Origin of the sequence: Streptomyces spinosisporus (assembly GCF_022698145.1) — a bacterium.
In the GTDB taxonomy this organism is placed as follows: Bacteria; Actinomycetota; Actinomycetes; order Streptomycetales; family Streptomycetaceae; genus Streptomyces; species Streptomyces spinosisporus.
Map to the genome: position 1 here is coordinate 441,902 of NZ_JALDAX010000002.1, position 18,790 is coordinate 460,691.

Annotated in this window: 19 protein-coding genes; 11 read left to right on the plus strand and 8 right to left on the minus strand. The window is 71.9% G+C overall.

The window, feature by feature from the left end; genetic code table 11:
• Positions 1–41: 41 nt before the first annotated feature.
• Positions 42–1,187, minus strand: a complete 1,146-nt coding sequence (locus MQN93_RS07170; RefSeq protein WP_242708791.1) for a GGDEF domain-containing protein — start codon at positions 1,185–1,187, stop codon at positions 42–44.
• Between the two features lie 120 nt (positions 1,188–1,307).
• Positions 1,308–2,117, minus strand: a complete 810-nt coding sequence (locus tag MQN93_RS07175; RefSeq protein ID WP_242708792.1) for an enoyl-CoA hydratase/isomerase family protein — start codon at positions 2,115–2,117, stop codon at positions 1,308–1,310.
• 175 nt (positions 2,118–2,292) lie between these two features.
• Here MQN93_RS07175 and MQN93_RS07180 point away from each other — a divergent pair, with 175 nt between their 5' ends.
• A complete protein-coding gene (locus tag MQN93_RS07180) occupies positions 2,293–2,859 on the plus strand; it encodes a hypothetical protein (protein ID WP_016434862.1) in 567 nt (188 codons plus the stop codon).
• 24 nt (positions 2,860–2,883) lie between these two features.
• On the opposite strand, the gene MQN93_RS07185 is transcribed toward MQN93_RS07180, so the two are convergent.
• Positions 2,884–4,008: an adenylate/guanylate cyclase domain-containing protein gene (locus MQN93_RS07185; protein WP_242708793.1), complete on the minus strand. Its 1,125-nt coding sequence runs from the start codon at positions 4,006–4,008 to the stop codon at positions 2,884–2,886.
• Positions 4,009–4,130: 122 nt separating this feature from the next.
• On the minus strand, positions 4,131–4,991 hold the full coding sequence (locus tag MQN93_RS07190) for a biotin--[acetyl-CoA-carboxylase] ligase (protein WP_242708794.1): 861 nt from the start codon (positions 4,989–4,991) through the stop codon (positions 4,131–4,133).
• Between the two features lie 111 nt (positions 4,992–5,102).
• Between MQN93_RS07190 and MQN93_RS07195 the strand changes: the two genes are divergently transcribed.
• The 4 genes from MQN93_RS07195 (at position 5,103) to MQN93_RS07205 (ending at position 7,844) form a co-directional block, all read left to right on the plus strand.
• Positions 5,103–6,722 carry an acyl-CoA carboxylase subunit beta gene (locus tag MQN93_RS07195; RefSeq protein ID WP_016434859.1) on the plus strand — a complete coding sequence of 540 codons (1,620 nt, stop codon included), beginning with the start codon at positions 5,103–5,105 and terminating at the stop codon, positions 6,720–6,722.
• Between the two features lie 17 nt (positions 6,723–6,739).
• Positions 6,740–6,949 (plus strand): acyl-CoA carboxylase subunit epsilon, encoded by a 210-nt coding sequence (locus tag MQN93_RS07200; RefSeq protein WP_016434858.1) that lies wholly within the window; start codon positions 6,740–6,742, stop codon positions 6,947–6,949.
• 111 nt (positions 6,950–7,060) lie between these two features.
• Complete coding sequence (gene mmpB / locus MQN93_RS43860; protein ID WP_016434857.1) at positions 7,061–7,189, plus strand: morphogenic membrane protein MmpB; 129 nt, start codon at positions 7,061–7,063, stop codon at positions 7,187–7,189.
• A gap of 37 nt (positions 7,190–7,226) precedes the next feature.
• Complete coding sequence (locus MQN93_RS07205) at positions 7,227–7,844, plus strand: Maf family protein (RefSeq protein WP_242708795.1); 618 nt, start codon at positions 7,227–7,229, stop codon at positions 7,842–7,844.
• Here the strand turns inward: MQN93_RS07205 and MQN93_RS07210 are convergent.
• Complete coding sequence (locus MQN93_RS07210) at positions 7,813–8,334, minus strand: hypothetical protein (RefSeq protein ID WP_242708796.1); 522 nt, start codon at positions 8,332–8,334, stop codon at positions 7,813–7,815. The genes MQN93_RS07205 and MQN93_RS07210 overlap by 32 nt on opposite strands.
• A gap of 384 nt (positions 8,335–8,718) precedes the next feature.
• Here MQN93_RS07210 and MQN93_RS07215 point away from each other — a divergent pair, with 384 nt between their 5' ends.
• The gene (locus MQN93_RS07215) at positions 8,719–10,491 is read left to right on the plus strand and encodes an acetyl/propionyl/methylcrotonyl-CoA carboxylase subunit alpha (RefSeq protein WP_242708797.1); all 1,773 of its coding nucleotides are present in this window, start codon (positions 8,719–8,721) and stop codon (positions 10,489–10,491) included.
• A gap of 261 nt (positions 10,492–10,752) precedes the next feature.
• Here the strand turns inward: MQN93_RS07215 and MQN93_RS07220 are convergent, their stop codons facing one another.
• Entirely contained in the window at positions 10,753–11,742 is a 990-nt protein-coding gene (locus tag MQN93_RS07220) for a helix-turn-helix transcriptional regulator (RefSeq protein ID WP_242708798.1), read from the minus strand.
• A 201-nt stretch (positions 11,743–11,943) separates the two neighbouring features.
• On the opposite strand from MQN93_RS07220, the gene MQN93_RS07225 reads away from it, so the two are divergent.
• A complete protein-coding gene (locus MQN93_RS07225) occupies positions 11,944–12,495 on the plus strand; it encodes a TetR/AcrR family transcriptional regulator (RefSeq protein ID WP_242708936.1) in 552 nt (183 codons plus the stop codon).
• Between the two features lie 89 nt (positions 12,496–12,584).
• Here MQN93_RS07225 and MQN93_RS07230 read toward each other — a convergent pair whose 3' ends face one another.
• Together MQN93_RS07230 and MQN93_RS07235 are read right to left on the minus strand one after the other, a co-directional pair.
• On the minus strand, positions 12,585–13,532 hold the full coding sequence (locus MQN93_RS07230; protein WP_078516630.1) for a DeoR/GlpR family DNA-binding transcription regulator: 948 nt from the start codon (positions 13,530–13,532) through the stop codon (positions 12,585–12,587).
• Positions 13,533–13,707: 175 nt separating this feature from the next.
• Complete coding sequence (locus tag MQN93_RS07235; RefSeq protein WP_016434850.1) at positions 13,708–15,156, minus strand: NAD(P)H-quinone dehydrogenase; 1,449 nt, start codon at positions 15,154–15,156, stop codon at positions 13,708–13,710.
• Between the two features lie 106 nt (positions 15,157–15,262).
• On the opposite strand from MQN93_RS07235, the gene MQN93_RS07240 reads away from it, so the two are divergent.
• The 4 genes from MQN93_RS07240 to MQN93_RS07255 all read left to right on the plus strand — a co-directional run bounded on the left by MQN93_RS07240 (position 15,263) and on the right by MQN93_RS07255 (position 18,658).
• Complete coding sequence (locus tag MQN93_RS07240; protein WP_016434849.1) at positions 15,263–15,700, plus strand: gamma-glutamylcyclotransferase family protein; 438 nt, start codon at positions 15,263–15,265, stop codon at positions 15,698–15,700.
• A gap of 50 nt (positions 15,701–15,750) precedes the next feature.
• Positions 15,751–16,029, plus strand: a complete 279-nt coding sequence (locus MQN93_RS07245) for a hypothetical protein (protein WP_242708799.1) — start codon at positions 15,751–15,753, stop codon at positions 16,027–16,029.
• A gap of 107 nt (positions 16,030–16,136) precedes the next feature.
• Complete coding sequence (locus MQN93_RS07250) at positions 16,137–16,961, plus strand: purine-nucleoside phosphorylase (RefSeq protein ID WP_037782742.1); 825 nt, start codon at positions 16,137–16,139, stop codon at positions 16,959–16,961.
• Between the two features lie 65 nt (positions 16,962–17,026).
• Positions 17,027–18,658 carry a phospho-sugar mutase gene (locus MQN93_RS07255; protein WP_242708800.1) on the plus strand — a complete coding sequence of 544 codons (1,632 nt, stop codon included), beginning with the start codon at positions 17,027–17,029 and terminating at the stop codon, positions 18,656–18,658.
• Positions 18,659–18,790 lie beyond the last annotated feature (132 nt).

The following is an 18,790-nucleotide window of genomic DNA, read 5'->3' on the forward strand; positions in this document are numbered from 1 at the left end:
TCGGCGTTACGCCCCTTACCGGATCCGGCCCCTCCCGGACCTCAGCCGCGCCCCCTGAACCGCCGCCGCTCCGCGGGATCCTGCAACGAAGGGGCGTCGACCAGCCGCATCACCGGATCGTCCGGGCCCTCCCGGCCCGCCACCACCGGCCGGTCCGCGCGCAGCGCCTTCGCGCGGTACTGGGCGGCGTCCGCCAGCCGGAACAGCCGCCGCGCGGAACGCACCGGCCCGATCGGGTCGCCGGTGGAGGCGACCCCGCAGGCGACGCCGTCCCCGAGCTCCAACTCCGCGGCGCGGCGGCACAGTTCGTCGGCCGCCTTGACCACCTCGTCGGCGGACGGCCCGACCGCCAGCAGACAGAACTCGTCGCCGCCGAGGCGCGCGGCGAGCGTCCCCGGCAGCATCGCGCCGCACAGGGACAGCACGGAGCCGAAGCGTTCGAGCAGCCGGTCGCCGACGGCGTGACCGCTAGTGTCGTTGACGCGCTTGAGGCCGTTGAGATCGCACACGACGAGGCTGACGACGGTGCCGTCCGCGCGATGCGCCTCGACGGCCTCGTCCAGCCTCCCGTCGACGGCGCGCCGGTTGGCGAGGCCGGTGAGGGCGTCGGTGTAGGCGAGCCGGCGCACCTCCTCCAGCCGTTCGGCCTGGGCGATCCCGGCGGCGACGACGGCGGCCAGGACGGTGGCGAAGTCGGCGTCGGCCCGCCCGAAGAGGGGGGCGCCGGAGGGGCGGGCGACATAGAGCTCGCCCCAGGCACGCCCGTGCAGCACGATCGGCGCGACGACACAGCAGCCGCGGCCGCGCCGGCGCAGGGCGGCGACGCGCTGGTGGACATAGCCGGGGCGGCCGCCCGCGGCGGGCCCCTGCGCGGTCTCGACCCAGGCGTCCGGCTCGCCGCCCCCGGCCCAGCGCTCGTGCAGGAACTCGGTGATCTCGGGGAACTGGTGCACGGGGTAGGACTCGTCCTCGGGGAACTCCTCCTCCCCCTCGGCCCGGTCCCCCACGTTCACCAGGACCCGCAGCCGGCCGAGCTCGCGCTCCCACACCGACAGCGCGGCGAAGCTGCCGCCCAGCGCCCGGCACGCGCCGGTCGCCGCCGAACGCCACGCCTCGTGCGAGCCGTGCGCCGCCGCCATCCCCTGCGCCAGCGCGACGACCGCTGCGAGCCGCTTGTCCTCACCCATTACTCCAGGTTAGGGAGGTTTCGGGCGATTAGGGACATTGATACGGCGCTGGGGTGAGCCCCGCCCCGACCACCCCACCGGGTCGGACGGGGGCCCGGGCCCGCGCGCCTCAAGGTGCCGTCACTGTCCCGGCCAGCGGGGCGTGCGCTTCTCGTTGAAGGCGGCCACGCCCTCCGCACGGTCGCCCGAGAAGGCGACCGAACGCCAGGCGGCGTCCTCGACCTCCAGGCCCGCCTGCAGATCGAGCCCGTGGCCGAGGCGCAGGGCGCGCTTGGCGGCGCGCAGGCCGACGGGGGAGTTGGCGGCGATACGGGCGGCCAGGGCGAGCGCCTCGTCCCGGTCGCGCCCCTCCTCCACCAGCTCGTCGACCAGCCCCAACTCCCGCGCCTCCGCGGCCTGAAGGCGCCGTGCCGTGAAGATGAGCTCGGCCGCCCGCGCGGCCCCCACCCGGCGCGGCAGCAACTGGGTGCCGCCACCGCCGGGGATGACCCCCACGGACACCTCGGGCAGGCCCACCACGGCCGTACGGTCGGCCACGATCAGGTCGCACGACAGCGCCAGCTCGAAGCCGCCGCCCAGCGCGAACCCGTGCACGGCGGCGATCGTCGGCACGGGCAGGTCGAGTACGCCGGTGTAGGCGGCGCGCGCGATCGGGCGCTGGCGGACCAGATCGGCGTCGCTGAAGGAGTTCCGCTCCTTCAGGTCCGCCCCGACACAGAAGGCCCGCTCGTGGGTGGACGTCACCACCACGACGCGTACGTCACGGTCGGCGCCGAGGGCCGCGCACGCACCCGCGATCGACTGCGCCATGCCGGTCGACACGGCGTTCATGGCCTTGGGCCGGTCGAGGACGAGCTCCGCGACCTGCCCGGCCTCCTCGCCGCCGTGCCGGCGCACCGCCACGAACTCCCCGAACCGCTCCTCACTCATGACGCCCTCCGGTTAACGCGGGTTAACAAAGTCTCGGGCCCGATCATCGCAGGCTTTCCTCCCGTTGTCCCCGTTCGGGTGACATCCCCGCGACTGGCGCCCCCGGCGCCCGCCGGAGCGCATAGCTTGCCTGCGCCACGGCGCGCAGGGGGCGCGAGCGCGGCCGGGAGGGGTCATGACGACGCAGACAACGGGGGGACGCGGGCGGCATCGCAGGCCCCGCCCCCGCAAGGTCCTGTTCGCCGTCGGCGGGCTGGCGCTGGCCGCCGGTGCGCTCAGCCTGGTCCGGCTGGCACCCGAGTCCGTGATCGGCGGCCCCGGCAGCGCGGAGGCCGAACCCCGTCAGAACCCGGGCACCGACCGCACGGGCAACACGGCCGCCACCGTCGAGGCCCTCCCCAAGGTGAGCCCATCGGCTACCTCCGCACTGGGCGGCCACAGCACAACACCGGCACCGAACACGAGGACCACACCCCTACCGACCACGACGACACCACCGGACGCCCCGGTGACGACCGACACCACGACCATCCCCGAGACGCCGAACAAACCAACCACCACGCCGACACCCCGCCCCCCGGCAACAACACCCCCCACACTCAGCCCGACCCCGCCGCCGAACCGGACCACACCCCCGCCCCCACCCCACACGGACGCCCCGGACGACCCGGCCCTGTGCGTGCCGGTCATCGGCCTGTGCGTGGACCTGCTGGGCAACGGGGGCGGAGACAGGGGCGACTGACAGCCCACCGGGCCAGGAAACCCGCTACCGCACCTCGCTGCGTCGTGTCAGCAGCCAGGGTTCGACCACGCCGAGGCCGCGCACCGGGCGTTGCCACATCGGTTGGAGGGCGAAGCGGTAGGTCGGGGGGTCCTCGCCCTCCTTCTCCGCGGTGGCCGCGGCCTCGGCGGCAGCTGCCTCGGAGGCCGGGGCCTCGCCGTGGCGGATGATCTCCTGGGCGAAGTCGGTGTCGACGAGCACGGCGTCGCGCGGCGCTATCGAGGTCAGCCGGGAGGCGAGGTTCACCGTCGTACCGAACACATCGCCCATACGCGTGGTCACCGTGCCGAAAGCGATGCCGACGCGCAGCTCGGGCATCGTCTCGTCGTTCGCCATCGTCTCGATCAGCCGCAGCGCGATCTCGGCGGCGACCCCGGCGTCGTCCGCCGCGTACAGCACCTCGTCGCCCAGCGTCTTGACCAGCCGCCCGCCGTGCGCGGCGACCAGGTCCGCGGCGGTGGTCTCGAAGGCCTCGACGAGCTCGCCGAGTTCCTCCTCCTCCATCCGGCGGGTGAGACGGGTGAACCCGACCAGGTCGGCGAAGCCGACGGCGAGACGCCGGTCGACCATCTCCTCGTCGTCGGCGACCTGCACGACCCGCCCGGCGGAGGCGGCGAGCTGTCGCCGCCAGACGTAGACGAGGAACTCCTCCAGCTCGGGCAGGAGCAGCTCGACGATCGGGTACGTCACCTCGGTGCGGGTCATCCCCGGCTCGGGCGGCTCGGTCAGGCCCTCCAGGAAGGAGTCGATCTGCCACTCGGCCAGCCGGGCCGTGGTCTGCCCCGTGGAGCGGGCCACCTGCACCGCCATGGCCTCGCTCAGCAGCCCCGCCTCGACCAGACCGGAGAGCCGGCGCAGCGCGAGCACGTCGGCCTCGGTGAGCGCCTTGGCCTGTCCGATGTCGGCGAAGCCCATCGCCCGCCAGAAACGGGTGGCCAGCTCCACGGAGACGCCCGCGCTGCGCGCCGCCTGGAAGGGGGTGTAGCGCCGCTCGGCGCCGAGGATCAGATGCTCCAGACGCAGGGCGAGCGGGTCTTCGCCGGGGTCGGCGGCATGGGGGTCCACCCGGCCGTCCCCGTCCGCGCCGGAGCCCGTGTCGTCGACGGTCACGCCTGCTGCCCTTCCGATCTGTCACGGTCAGGTATCGACCGGCCTCAACTGTACGGCAGGTGTGCGGTAGCTCACTCCCCTCCGTCACGCGCAGCTGCAGGCAGCCGTACCTCCACCCTCTGCTAGGCGGGCCTCAGGTGCACGATGTCGCCCGCCCCGACGGGCTCCTGTACCCCCTTCTCGGTCGCGATCACCAGCCGCCCGTCACCGTCGACCGCCACCGCCTCCCCGGTGATCGCCCGGTCCCCCGGCAGCTCCGCCCGCACCGTGCGCCCCAGCGTCGCGCAGCCCGCCGCGTACGTCTCCTGCAGACCGCAGGCCGCCGGGTCGCCGTCGGCATCCCGCCAGCGCCCGTACCAGTCCGCAAGGGACCGGAGCATCGCGCGCAGCAGGGGATCGCGGTCGGTGCTGACCGCCCCCGCGAGCGCCAGCGAGCCCGCCTGTGGGACCGGCAGCTCGTTCTCCCGCAGCGTGACGTTGATGCCGACCCCGACGACCACGCCGTCCTCGCCGGCCCGCTCGGCGAGGATCCCGCCCGCCTTGCGCTCCTCGCCGCCGATGGAGACCAGCAGGTCGTTGGGCCACTTGAGTGCCGTGTCCACGCCCGCGGAGCGGGACAGGCCCGTCGCCACGGCGACCCCGGTGAGCAGCGGCAGCCAGCCCCAGCGGGCGACCGGCACGGCGCCCGGTGTCAGCAGGACGGAGAAGAACAGGCCCGAGCGGGCGGGTGCGGTCCACTGGCGGTCCAGCCTGCCGCGCCCGGCGGTCTGCTCCTCGGCGACCAGGACCGCGCCCTCGGCCGCCTTCCCGGCCCCGGCGAGGGCGACCAGGTCGGAGTTGGTGGAGCCGGTGCTCTGCACCACCTCCACGTCGCGCCACAGCCCGCCTTCCTGCACAAGGCCGCGGCGCAGGGCGGCGGCGTTGAGGGGCGGCCGGTCCAGATCGGACCAGCGGCTGTCGTCTGATGCATCTCGCGGCGTCATGCAAGCCACCCTAGGTGTGTGAAACGCCGCACTGCTGTTTCGTAGGCCCCCCACTACTCTACGGATGAGTAACCGTCCCCCCTTTTGAGCAGGCAGGGAGCCGCGATCCCGATGTCCGAGCCGGAAGTGCGTCCAGAGATCCATGAGACCCGTGGGATCGACATCCACACCACCGCGGGCAAGCTCGCGGATCTCCAGCGCCGTATCGAGGAAGCGACGCACGCCGGCTCGGCTCGCGCCGTCGAGAAGCAGCACGCCAAGGGCAAGTTGACGGCTCGTGAGCGGATCGAGCTGCTGCTCGACGAGGGCTCGTTCGTGGAGCTCGACGAGTTCGCACGGCACCGCTCCACCAACTTCGGCCTGGAGACCAACCGCCCCTACGGCGACGGTGTGGTGACCGGTTACGGCACGGTCGACGGCCGCCCGGTCGCCGTGTTCTCCCAGGACTTCACCGTCTTCGGCGGCGCGCTCGGCGAGGTCTACGGCCAGAAGATCGTCAAGGTCATGGACTTCGCGCTGAAGACCGGCTGCCCGGTCATCGGCATCAACGACTCCGGCGGCGCCCGCATCCAGGAGGGCGTCGCCTCGCTCGGCGCGTACGGCGAGATCTTCCGCCGCAACACCCACGCGAGCGGCGTCATCCCGCAGATCTCGCTCGTCGTCGGCCCGTGCGCGGGCGGTGCGGTCTACTCCCCGGCGATCACCGACTTCACGGTCATGGTCGACCAGACCTCGCACATGTTCATCACCGGCCCCGACGTCATCAAGACCGTCACCGGCGAGGACGTCGGCTTCGAGGAGCTGGGCGGCGCCCGCACCCACAACTCCACCTCCGGCGTGGCCCATCACATGGCCGGCGACGAGAAGGACGCCATCGAGTACGTCAAGCAGCTGCTGTCGTACCTGCCGTCCAACAACCTCTCCGAGGCCCCGGCCTTCCCCGAGGAGGCCGACCTCGCGGTCACCGGCGAGGACCTGGAGCTGGACACCCTCGTGCCGGACAGCGCGAACCAGCCCTACGACATGCACACCGTCATCGAGCACATCCTCGACGACGCCGAGTTCTTCGAGACGCAGCCGCTGTTCGCGCCGAACATCCTCACCGGCTTCGGCCGCGTCGAGGGCCACCCGGTCGGCATCGTCGCCAACCAGCCGATGCAGTTCGCCGGCTGTCTGGACATCAAGGCCTCCGAGAAGGGCGCGCGCTTCGTGCGCACCTGCGACGCCTTCAACATCCCCGTCATCACCTTCGTCGACGTGCCCGGCTTCCTGCCCGGCGTCGACCAGGAGCACGACGGCATCATCCGCCGCGGCGCCAAGCTGATCTACGCCTACGCCGAGGCCACCGTCCCGCTGATCACGGTCATCACCCGCAAGGCCTTCGGCGGCGCCTACGACGTCATGGGCTCCAAGCACCTGGGTGCCGACCTCAACCTCGCCTGGCCCACCGCCCAGATCGCCGTCATGGGCGCCCAGGGCGCGGTCAACATCCTGCACCGCCGCACCATCGCCGAGGCCGACGCGAACGGCGACCTGGAGGCGACCCGGGCCCGGCTGATCCAGGAGTACGAGGACGCCCTGCTCAACCCCTACATCGCGGCCGAACGCGGCTACATCGACGCGGTCGTCATGCCCTCCGACACCCGCGCCCACATCGTCCGCGGCCTGCGCCAGCTGCGCACCAAGCGCGAGTCGCTGCCGCCCAAGAAGCACGGCAACATCCCCCTCTAGCCCGGCAGGGAGCCGTCATGAACATCAAGGTCGTACGGGGCAACCCGACACCGGAGGAGCTGGCCGCCGCCCTCGCGGTGGTCCGAGCCCGCGCCGCGGCGGAGGCCTCCGTCCCGCCGGGCGCACCCCGAGACCGCGACGCCTGGTCGGACCCGGCAAGGATCGCGTCACATCGCCTCCCGCAGCCAGGCCCAACATCCTGGACCCGCACCTACTGGCCGGGGTAAGTGCAGCCAACCCAGGGGCGCGGGGAACCGCGCACGTAATTGCACCCCCGGGGACGGACTTGAGTACCCGTACTCAGGCGCCGCTCCCGGGGGAAGCCGCACCCTGAAACCATGCTGTGGTCAGACCCGGAGAACGAGCCCCCCAAAGAACTGCGCGACACCCAGGACATGCTGCGCAGGCTCGGCCTCCTCATGGCCCTGGCCATGATCCTGGCGATGATCGTCATAGGCCTGAGGTAGACCCCGGCTGATCCCGCGGCGCGACTACCCTGAGCGCATGACAGACGCCCCCCGCCGCCTCATCCTCGCCTCCCAGTCCCCCGCCAGACTGAACCTCCTGCGCCAGGCCGGCCTGGCACCCGAGACCATCGTCAGCGGTGTCGACGAGGACGCGGTGACCGCCCCCACGCCGGCCGAACTCGCCCTGGCCCTCGCCGAGGCCAAGGCCTCCGTGGTGGCGGCCAGGCCGGACGCACGGGGCGCGCTGGTGATCGGCTGCGACTCGGTCCTCGACCTGGACGGCGTCGCGCTGGGCAAGCCCGCCGACGCCGAGGAGGCGACGGCGCGGTGGAAGTCGATGCGCGGGCGCGCGGGCACCCTCCAGACCGGCCACTGCGTCTACGACACCGTCAGCGGCCGCTATGCCTCCGCCACCGCCTCCACCGTCGTCCGCTTCGGCGAGCCCACCGACGAGGAGGTCGCCGCCTACGTCGCCTCGGGCGAACCCCTCCACGTCGCGGGGGCGTTCACGCTCGACGGCCGCAGCGCGCCGTTCATCGACGGCATCGACGGCGACCACGGCAATGTGATCGGCATCAGCCTGCCCCTCGTCCGCAGGCTCCTCGCCCAGCTGGGCGTCGGCATCACGGAGTTGTGGGCGCCGGCGGAGAAGTGAGGGGCGAGCCCTCGCCGCCCTTGCCGCCGTTGTTCCCGCCGCCGTTGCCCGGGTCGTCGGGCCCGGGTGCGGCGGGCGGCGGCGCGTCGGTGGGCTGCGCGGGCCGGTCGTAGGTCATCAGGAGCAGCACGATGAGCCCCAGCACCACCACCATGAGCAGGAACGCGCCCCAGCCCACCAGGCCCCAGGCGAACGCCCCCAGCAGCGCGTGCACCACGGCCGCGCTGATCAGCAGGATGCGCCCGAAGCCGGCCGGCGGACGGTCGCGCAGGGCCACGAGCAGGGCGACCACTGCGCACAGGGCGAAGTAGAGCCCGAAGACGATCCCGCCGATCTTCGAGGAGTTCGCCATCATGTCGGAGTCGAGTCCGGCAAGGGACATGTCCTGGCGGTCGACCACGATCCCCAGGAACCAGTTCAGCGCGGCGACTCCGAGCGCTTCCACGAAGAGCACGATCGCCACGATCCACGCCACCGGCCTGCGTACCACCGGCCCCCACCCACTTTCGACTGCCGCCCGAGCGGGGCGAACAAGGCTGCTGTTACCTCAAGTACGTTCGCTGCATCGCGAACGCTACTAACGGGTAAACGGCGGGACAAGGGTTCTACGGCGGGCAAAGATTCGTTGGGCCATTCGTAGGGACTCCACAAAGAAACCGAGTGGCCCGCAGCACGCTCTCACAGAGACCTTGACCACACGAGCGAGCTAGGGTTTCCGGGAGGAGTCCTGCGTGCCGCGGCGCGACAAGGGCTTTCGCGGGTCGAGCGAGCCTCGTATCACGCTCCGTGTGGGCAAGCTCACCATTGGGGACGGGTCGTAGTGCCGTGTAGCCAGTCCCTAAACTCGGCTTGTTTCAAGGAGGGAGCCTCAATCGTGCGCAAGGTGCTCATCGCCAACCGTGGCGAAATCGCTGTCCGCGTTGCCCGGGCCTGCCGGGATGCCGGGATCGCGAGCGTGGCCGTCTACGCGGACCCGGACCGCGACGCTCTGCACGTCCGGGCCGCGGACGAGGCGTTCGCCCTGGGCGGTGACACCCCCGCCACCAGTTACCTGGACATCGAGAAGGTCCTGGGCGCCGCCCGTGAGTCGGGGGCGGACGCCATCCACCCGGGCTACGGCTTCCTGTCCGAGAACGCGGAGTTCGCCCAGGCCGTGATCGACGCGGGGCTGACCTGGATCGGCCCGCCGCCGCAGGCCATCCGCGACCTCGGCGACAAGGTCGCCGCCCGGCACATCGCCCAGCGGGCCGGCGCCCCGCTGGTGGCCGGCACCCCGGACCCGGTGTCCGGCGCGGAGGAGGTCGTCGCCTTCGCCGAGGAGCACGGCCTGCCGATCGCCATCAAGGCCGCCTTCGGCGGCGGCGGTCGCGGCCTGAAGGTCGCCCGCACCCTCGAAGAGGTCCCCGAGCTGTATGAGTCGGCCGTGCGCGAGGCGGTCGCCGCCTTCGGCCGCGGCGAGTGCTTCGTCGAGCGCTACCTCGACAAGCCCCGCCACGTGGAGACCCAGTGCCTGGCCGACACCCACGGCAACGTGGTCGTCGTCTCCACCCGTGACTGCTCCCTGCAGCGCCGCCACCAGAAGCTGGTCGAGGAGGCCCCGGCACCGTTCCTGTCCGAGGCGCAGGTCGCCGAGCTGTACTCCTCCTCCAAGGCCATCCTCAAGGAGGCCGGCTATGTCGGCGCCGGCACGGTGGAGTTCCTGGTCGGCCTCGACGGCACGATCTCCTTCCTGGAGGTCAACACCCGTCTGCAGGTGGAGCACCCGGTCACCGAGGAGGTCGCCGGCATCGACCTGGTGCGCGAGATGTTCCGCATCGCCGACGGCGAGGAACTGGGCTACGGCGACCCCGAACTGCGCGGCCACTCCTTCGAGTTCCGCATCAACGGTGAGGACCCGGGCCGGGGCTTCCTGCCGGCTCCCGGCACGGTCACCGCGTTCGCCCCGCCCACCGGCCCGGGCGTGCGCCTGGACGCGGGCGTCGAGTCCGGCAGTGTGATCGGCCCGGCCTGGGACTCCCTGCTGGCCAAGCTGATCGTCACCGGCGCCACCCGCGAGCAGGCCCTGCAGCGCGCCGCCCGCGCCCTGGAGGAGTTCCAGGTCGAGGGCATGGCCACGGCCATCCCGTTCCACCGCGCGGTGGTCAAGGACCCGGCGTTCGCCCCCGAACTGACCGGCAGCGCCGAGCCGTTCACGGTCCACACCCGCTGGATCGAGACCGAGTTCGTCAACGAGATCAAGCCCTTCACCGCCCCCGCCGACGCGGAGACGGACGAGGAGCCGGGCCGGGAGACGGTCGTCGTCGAGGTCGGCGGCAAGCGCCTGGAGGTCTCCCTGCCGTCCTCGCTGGGCATGTCGCTGGCCCGTACGGGCCTTGCGGCCGGTGCCCGTCCCAAGCGGCGCGCGGCCAGGAAGTCCGGCCCGGTCGCCTCGGGCGACACCCTCGCGTCCCCGATGCAGGGCACCATCGTCAAGGTCGCCGTCGAGGAGGGCCAGGAGGTCAAGGAGGGCGACCTGGTCGTCGTCCTGGAGGCCATGAAGATGGAGCAGCCGCTGAACGCGCACAAGTCCGGCACCATCAAGGGCCTGTCCGCCGAGATCGGCGCCTCCCTCACCTCCGGCGCCGCGATCTGCGAGATCAAGGACTGACACCGGGAAGTTCGCGAGGCGCCCGGCGGTCTGGAGCAGTCATCCCGCCGGGCGCTTCGCTGTTTCCCCCGTGCCCCCGTTCCCCCGTCCCCCGTTCCCCCGAGGCGTTGGTCGCGAAGCGCCTGAGATCAGTGAAGCGGCGGCACCGGCAGCACCACCATCCGTCAATACTGACGGGTCGCGACATATCGCATTCGGCCGGGCGTCGCAGGCGTTCCGGTTCGTGCGTCCTCGTGCGTCCTCGAGCGTCCCCGTGTGTCCTCAGTCGCCGATCAGCCCGAGATCCCGCCCCCTGCGCAGCAGCGCCGCCGTGTGTCCCGCCTCCAACTTGCGGTGCAGGGCGGCGATATAGCCCCGCACGGTCACCGGGGACAGGCCCATCCGCCGGGCCGTCTCGGTCGCCGTACGGCCTTCGTCGAGGTGGAGGAGCGTGCGGTGCTCCTGGTCGGTGACCCCGAACCGGCGCGCGATCGCACGCCCCCGCGCGAGGTCGCGCAACAGAAGCAGACCGGTGAGCCCGGGACCCGCCGGGGGCACGTAGCGCACCTCGATGTCCCGCGCGGTGAACGACTCGGGCCGCCCGAGCCGCGGATCGGCCCCTACGACGGCGAGCAGTCCGGCCGCGACCGCGTTGAGGGCCTGCGGACGGCCGTGCTCGTCGAGGGCGGCGACGCCGCGCTCCTGGCCGCCGGCCAGCCGCAGGGCCACGGCGGCGAGCGCGCGCAGCTGCTCGCGCTCGCGCACCGTCCTTTGTGCGACGTGGAGTTGGAGCTGGGCGAAGCCGAAGAGGTCGCGGTCGCGTTCGGTGAAGTCCTCGCCCGAGCGGACCAGGGCGTACCCCGCGACCTCGACCCTGTCGGAGCCGGCCGAGGCCACCAGGTGCCGGTGCAGGCCGAAGGGGCGGAAGTCCAGGTTATAGCAGTGGGTGCGCTGCCACTGGAGGTCCCCCGCGACATCGCTGACCCGCCAGGCCTCAGGGGTCGGCGTCTCCAGCATGATCTCGGTCAGCGGATGGTCGATGGGGTGGTCGTAGATGACCATCGGGTCCTCGTGGAAGGACTCCGGGGGCAGCGAACGGGCGGCCAGGCCCGCCCCGTCGACCGAGAGCCGGTAGCACTGGGCCGCGTCGGCACCGATCAGTGCCAGCAGTTCGGGCAGGGCCCGTTCCTGCAACTCCTCGACGGAGTCGGACTCCTCGAGGTCCTCCACGAGCGCCAGCACCCGACGCGCGTCCGCACCGCTGATGTCCATCCCGTTCCCCTGGCGCTGCTCCCGCCTGAGACGACGTTACGACCTGTACGCGCCCGGGGAAGCCCGCTCGCACATCCTCGATGGCATCCTGGAGGCACAAGGGGGCGCGCACGAGGGCAGGTGGGAGGCGTGGTGGACACGACGTCGGCCAGTACGGCAGCACAGGGCGGGACGGCAGTGACGCCCGTGCCGCCGCGACCCATGCGTGCCGACGCCCGCCGCAACTACGAGCGGCTGCTCGCCGAGGCCCGGTCCGCCTTCGCCGCCCATGGCACGGACGCGTCCCTGGAGGACGTGGCGCGTCGCGCGGGCGTCGGCATCGGCACCCTCTACCGTCATTTCCCCAACCGCTCCGCCCTGTTGAGCGCCGTGTTCGAGGACGCGGTCGGCGACCTGCTGACCCGCTCCCGCGAGCTGCTCGATCACCCGGAGCCCTGCACGGCCCTGGTGACCTGGCTCCGCGAGACGGTCACGCACGCGAGCGAGTACCGAGGCCTGTCCCGCGCGCTGATGTCGGTCTCCTCCGACACCACGTCGGCCCTGTCCCGTTGCAGCGCCCCCATCCGCGAGGCCGGCGACGCCCTCCTGACCCGCGCCCAACAGGCAGGCAAGGTCCGCCCGGACGTAGCCATCCAGGACCTCCTCCAACTCACCCACGCCATCGCCCTGGCAGCAGAGGAATCCCCAACAGACCCACACGTGGCGGACCGCCTACTGAACCTGACACTGAAGGGCCTGGCAGCAACCCCCTGAGGGGCGCGGGGAACTGCGCGAACAACCCCCACGAACCATCAGCCGCGCACGCACACAAACCCCCACGGCGAGACGGCGAACCGGCGCAGCTACCGACGCCGCATATCAGCAACCCGCCCCCGCTCAGCCCCCGCAGAGGCCTCCCCCAGCACCGCAGCGGTCCTAAGACCAGAAGCCCCCCGCCGAGGCCCCGGCAGAGCAACATCACGGCGCCCCTGACGCGGGGGGACGGAATCACCACCCGAACCCCCGGAGGAAGAGCCGGCGACCGCAATCTGCACCCCCTGGTCAGCGAGTGCCTGCAACTCGGTCGAGGCCCGGTCGTCATGCGCCGGAGGCTCGTCCGTCACCAGCCGCGTGATCACATCCGTCGGCACGGTCTGGAACATCGTGTCCGTACCGAGCTTGGTGTGATCGGCGAGGACGACGACCTCCGCGGCCGCCTGCACCAACGCCCGGTCCACGGACGCGGACAGCATGTTGGACGTGGACAGCCCACGCTCGGCGGTGAGCCCGCTCCCGGACAGGAAGGCCCTGGACACCCGCAGCCCCTGCAGGGACTGCTCGGCACCGCTGCCCACGAGGGCGTAGTTGGAGCCGCGCAGCGTGCCGCCGGTCATCACGACCTCCACGCGGTTGGCATGGGCCAACGCCTGGGCGACCAGCAGGGAGTTGGTGACGACGGTCAGTCCGGGCACCCGGGCGAGCCGGCGGGCCAGCTCCTGTGTGGTGGTGCCCGCCCCGACGACGATGGCCTCGCCCTCTTCGACGAAGCCCGCGGCGAGGTCGGCGATGGCCGTCTTCTCGGCGGTCGCGAGATGTGACTTCTGCGGAAAGCCGGACTCCCGCGTGAATCCGCCCGGCAGTACCGCACCGCCGTGCCGGCGGTCGAGGAGTCCTTCTGCCTCCAGTGCGCGCACGTCCCGCCGTACGGTCACTTCGGAGGTCTGGACGACGCGGGCGAGCTCACGGAGCGACACGGCCCCGTTCGCTCGCACCATTTCGAGGATCAATTGGCGACGTTCTGCAGCGAACACGAAACTGACAGTAACCCCAACGACCGTCTGCTTTCAGCAGTTTGCGCCGAATAACAGAAGTTGTTCGCACAGGAGGGCGAGAAGTGGTATAGGGCCTAATCGCCCCGCCTATGCCGCACGCATGCTCGACAACTCCCCGTGACCAGCGAGGAGTCGGTTTCGGCCGGGCCGGCCGCTAGAACTCCCCGCCCGTCTTGCGCGTGTGCAGCTGACGCGCGACCTCCGCGATCGACCCCGAAAGAGAGGGGTACACGGTGAAGGCGTTCGCGATCTGTTCGACCGTCAGATTGTTGTCGACCGCGATCGAGATCGGATGGATGAGTTCCGAGGCGCGCGGCGCCACGACGACACCGCCGACGACGATCCCCGTGCCCGGCCGGCAGAACAGCTTCACGAAGCCGTCGCGGATGCCCTGCATCTTCGCGCGCGGGTTGCGCAGCAGCGGCAGCTTCACCACGCGGGCGTCGATCTTGCCGCTGTCGACATCGGCCTGCGAGTAGCCGACGGTGGCGATCTCCGGGTCGGTGAAGACGTTGGAGGAGACCGTCTTGAGGTTCAGGGGGGCCACCGCGTCGCCGAGGAAGTGGTAGATGGCGATACGTCCCTGCATGGCGGCGACGGACGCGAGCGCGAAGACGCCGGTCACGTCACCGGCGGCGTAGACACCGGGAGCCGTGGTGCGGGACACCTTGTCGGTCCAGATGTGCCCGGACTCGCGGAGCCGGACGCCCGCCTCCTCCAGGCCCATGCCCTGGCTGTTCGGGATGGCGCCGACGGCCATGAGGCAGTGCGAGCCGGTGATCACGCGGCCGTCGGACAGGGTGACCTCGACCCGGTCGCCGACCCGCTTGGCGGCGGCGGCGCGGGAGCGGGCCATGACGTTCATGCCGCGGCGGCGGAAGACGTCCTCCAGGACGGCGGCGGCGTCCGGGTCCTCGCCGGGCAGCACGCGGTCGCGGGAGGAGACGAGGGTGACCTTGGATCCGAGGGCCTGGTACGCGCCGGCGAACTCGGCGCCGGTGACACCCGAGCCGACCACGATGAGCTCCTCGGGGAGCTCGGTCAGGTCGTACACCTGCGTCCAGTTCAGGATGCGCTCGCCGTCGGGCAGGGCGTCGGGCACCTCGCGCGGGTGGCCGCCGGTGGCGATCAGGACGGCGTCGGCGGTGAGGGTCTCCTCGGTGCCGTCGGCCGCGGCGACGACGACCTTGCGGGAGCCGTCGAGGGCCTGCATGCCCTCGAGGCGGCCGCGGCCGCGCATGACCCGGGCGCCCGCGCGGGTGACCGAGGCGGTGATGTCGTGCGACTGGGCGAGGGCGAGCCGCTTCACTCGGCGGTTCACCTTGCCGAGGTCCACGCCGACGACCCGTGCGGCCTGCTCCAGCGGCGGGGTGTCGTCGGCCACGATGATGCCGAGCTCTTCGTACGAGGAGTCGAAGGTGGTCATCACCTCCGCCGTGGCGATGAGGGTCTTGGACGGCACGCAGTCGGTCAGCACCGACGCACCGCCCAGGCCGTCGCAGTCGACGACGGTCACCTCCGCGCCGAGCTGGGCGGCCACCAGGGCCGCCTCGTATCCGCCGGGTCCGCCACCGATGATCACGATCCGAGTCACGTACCCCATTGTCCCGCACTCCCCGAGGTGCTACTGCCCGGGGGCGAGGCAATGGGTTCGCAAGGGGCCTCTGATACGGGCGGGGCACACGTGCCCGCTGCCGTACCCTCGACGCATGTCGCTCTACGCCGCGTACGCCGGCAACCTCGATGCGCGGCTGATGACCCGTCGCGCTCCCCACTCGCCCATGCGCGCCACCGGCTGGCTCAACGAGTGGCGGCTGACGTTCGGGGGCGAGCACATGGGCTGGGAGGGCGCACTGGCGACGATCGTCGAGGACCCGCTCAGCCAGGTCTTCGTCGCGCTCTACGACATCGCCCCGCTCGACGAGGAGTCCATGGACCGCTGGGAGGGCGTGGGGCTCGGCATCTACCGCCGGATGAAGGTGCGGGTGCACACCCTGGACGGCGAGGAGACGGCCTGGACCTACGTCCTCGACGGCTACGAGGGCGGACTGCCCGCGGCGCGCTACCTCGGCGAGATCGCGGACGCGGCGGAATCCGCCGGGGCGCCACACGATTACGTGATGGAACTACGCAAGCGCCCCTGCTGAGGCGAACGGCTCCTAGACTTGGAGCATCGACGCAGGCAACGGGAGATCGTATGGCCCCCACCACGTACGACATCTACTACACGGTGCAGGCCGCCGAGGCCCGGGACCGGCTCGACGACCGGCAGCGCAACGCGTTCGACAAGGGCATGGCCATGCTGGCCCGTGACCCCTTCCTCTCGGTGTCACGTCCCATAAGCTCCACCGGCGACGACCGCACGATCCGGCTCACCCAGAACATCCTCGTGGAGTACACGGTCAGCCGGGGCCGCCTGCTCATCTTCATCGTCGAGGTCTTCAACGACAAGGACGTCCTGATCGCCGAGGAGTGACCGGTCGGCCCGTCCCGCGGTTTCGTTGGAAACGACAAGACAACGATCGCCATCCCGTACGCTCTGTCATCTACGCGCGTAGGCCCGGACCGGCTACTCTCGTGCGCGTGAACGCATCTCTTCTTCCGGACGACATCCAGGGCGACCCGCACGCCGCCGCCGACGCCGCCGCCGCGCGCCTGCGCGAACTGACCGGCGCCGAGACCCACGACGTCGCCCTCGTGATGGGCTCCGGCTGGGCACCGGCCGTGGACGCCCTCGGTGCACCCGACGCCGAGTTCCAGGTCACCGAGCTGCCCGGTTTCCCGCCCCCGGCGGTGGAGGGACACGGCGGCAGGATCCGCTCGTACCGCTCCGGCGACAAGCGGGCGCTGGTCTTCCTGGGCCGTACGCACTACTACGAGGGCCGCGGCGTCGCCGCCGTCGCACACGGCGTCCGCACCGCCGTCGCCGCTGGCTGCAAGACGATCGTCCTCACCAACGGCTGCGGCGGCCTGCGCGAGGGCATGCGCCCCGGCCAGCCGGTGCTGATCAGCGACCACATCAACCTCACGGCGACCTCCCCGATCGTCGGCGCCAACTTCGTCGACCTCACCGACCTGTACTCGCCGCGGCTGCGCGCCCTGTGCAAGGAGATCGACCCCACCCTGGAGGAGGGCGTCTACGCCCAGTTCCCCGGCCCGCACTACGAGACCCCGGCCGAGATCCGGATGGCCCGGGTGATCGGCGCCGACCTGGTGGGCATGTCGACGGTCCTGGAGGCCATCGCGGCGCGCGAGGCGGGCGCAGAGGTGCTGGGTATCTCCCTGGTGACGAACCTCGCCGCCGGCATGACGGGCGAGCCGCTCAACCACGAGGAGGTCCTGCAGGCGGGCCGCGACTCCGCGACGCGGATGGGCTCGCTGCTGGCCCAGGTGCTCGGGCGGCTGTGAGCACTGTCGCCGGGGGCCGCTCCCCGGGCCTGTCCACCGGAAACCGAACGAGAGGTTGACCGACCGTGCACGACGAACTCTTCGCGCGGGCCCACGCCTGGCTGGCCGAGGACCCCGACCCGGAGACCCGCGACGAGCTCGCGAAGCTCATCGAGGCCCGGGATGTCACGGAGCTCGCCGACCGTTTCGCCGGCACCCTCCAGTTCGGCACCGCGGGTCTGCGCGGTGAGCTCGGGGCGGGGCCGAACCGTATGAACCGCGCGGTCGTGATCCGGGCGGCGGCGGGCCTCGCGGCGTACCTGAAGCAGCACGGCCAGGCTGGTGGACTCGTCGTCATCGGCTACGACGCCCGCCACAAGTCCGCCGACTTCGCCCGCGACACGGCGGCCGTGATGACGGGCGCGGGACTGCGGGCCGCCGTACTCCCCCGCCCGCTGCCCACCCCCGTCCTCGCCTTCGCCATACGGCACCTCGGCGCGGTCGCCGGCGTGGAGGTCACCGCCAGCCACAACCCGCCCCGGGACAACGGCTACAAGGTCTACCTCGGCGACGGCTCGCAGATCGTGCCGCCCGCGGACGCGGAGATCGCCGCCGAGATCGACGCGATCGCCGCCCTGGCAGACGTACCGCGCCCGGAGGCGGGCTGGGAGGTCCTCGGCGAGGACGTACCGGATGCCTATCTGGCCCGTACGGACGCCGTCCTCGCGCCCGGCTCCGCTCGCACCGCCCGCACCGTCTACACGGCGATGCACGGCGTCGGCAAGGACACCCTCCTCGCCGCGTTCGCCCGGGCCGGCTTCCCGGAGCCGGTCCTGGTCGCCGAACAGGCCGAGCCCGACCCGGACTTCCCCACCGTCGCCTTCCCCAACCCGGAGGAGCCGGGCGCCATGGACCTGGCGTTCGCGACGGCCCGGGAGGCCGGTCCGGACCTGATCATCGCCAACGACCCGGACGCCGACCGCTGCGCCGTGGCCGTCAGGGACGGCGGCGACTGGCGCATGCTGCGCGGCGACGAGGTCGGCGCGCTGCTCGCCGCGCATCTCGTGCGGCGCGGCGCCCGGGGCACCTTCGCGGAGTCGATCGTCTCCTCCTCCCTCCTCGGCCGGATCGCCGAGAAGGCGGGGCTGCCGTACGAGGAGACCCTCACCGGCTTCAAGTGGATCGCCCGCGTCGAGGGACTGCGCTACGGCTACGAGGAGGCCCTCGGCTACTGCGTGGACCCGGACGGCGTACGCGACAAGGACGGCATCACCGCGGCCCTGCTGATCACGGAACTGGCCTCGCAGCTGAAGGAGGAGGGCCGCACCCTCCTCGACCTCCTCGACGACCTCGCGGTGGAACACGGTCTGCACGCCACCGACCAGCTCTCGGTGCGCGTCGAGGACCTCTCCCTGATCGCCGCAGCGATGCGCCGCCTGCGCGAACAGCCGCCGACGCAGCTCGCGGGCCTCGCCATCACCAGGGCCGAGGACCTCACCCAGGGCACCGACCGCCTCCCGCCCACCGACGGCCTGCGCTACACCCTCGACGGCGCTCGAGTCGTCGTCCGCCCCAGCGGCACGGAACCCAAGCTGAAGTGCTACCTGGAGGTCGTGATCCCGGTCGCGACGCACACCGAACTCCCGGTAGCCCGCACAACGGCAAGGGACCGCCTCACGGCCATCAAGCGGGACTTGTCGAACGCCGCCGGAATCTGACGCCTTTGCCGGCCGATCGGTGTGCCCGGCCCACTCCGCACCGGGCACACCCGGGCCGTTGCCGACCCACCGCCACGACCGCACGGACGCCTCCGCCCCGCTGTCCCGGCCTGGGTCCACAGGCAGCAAGCC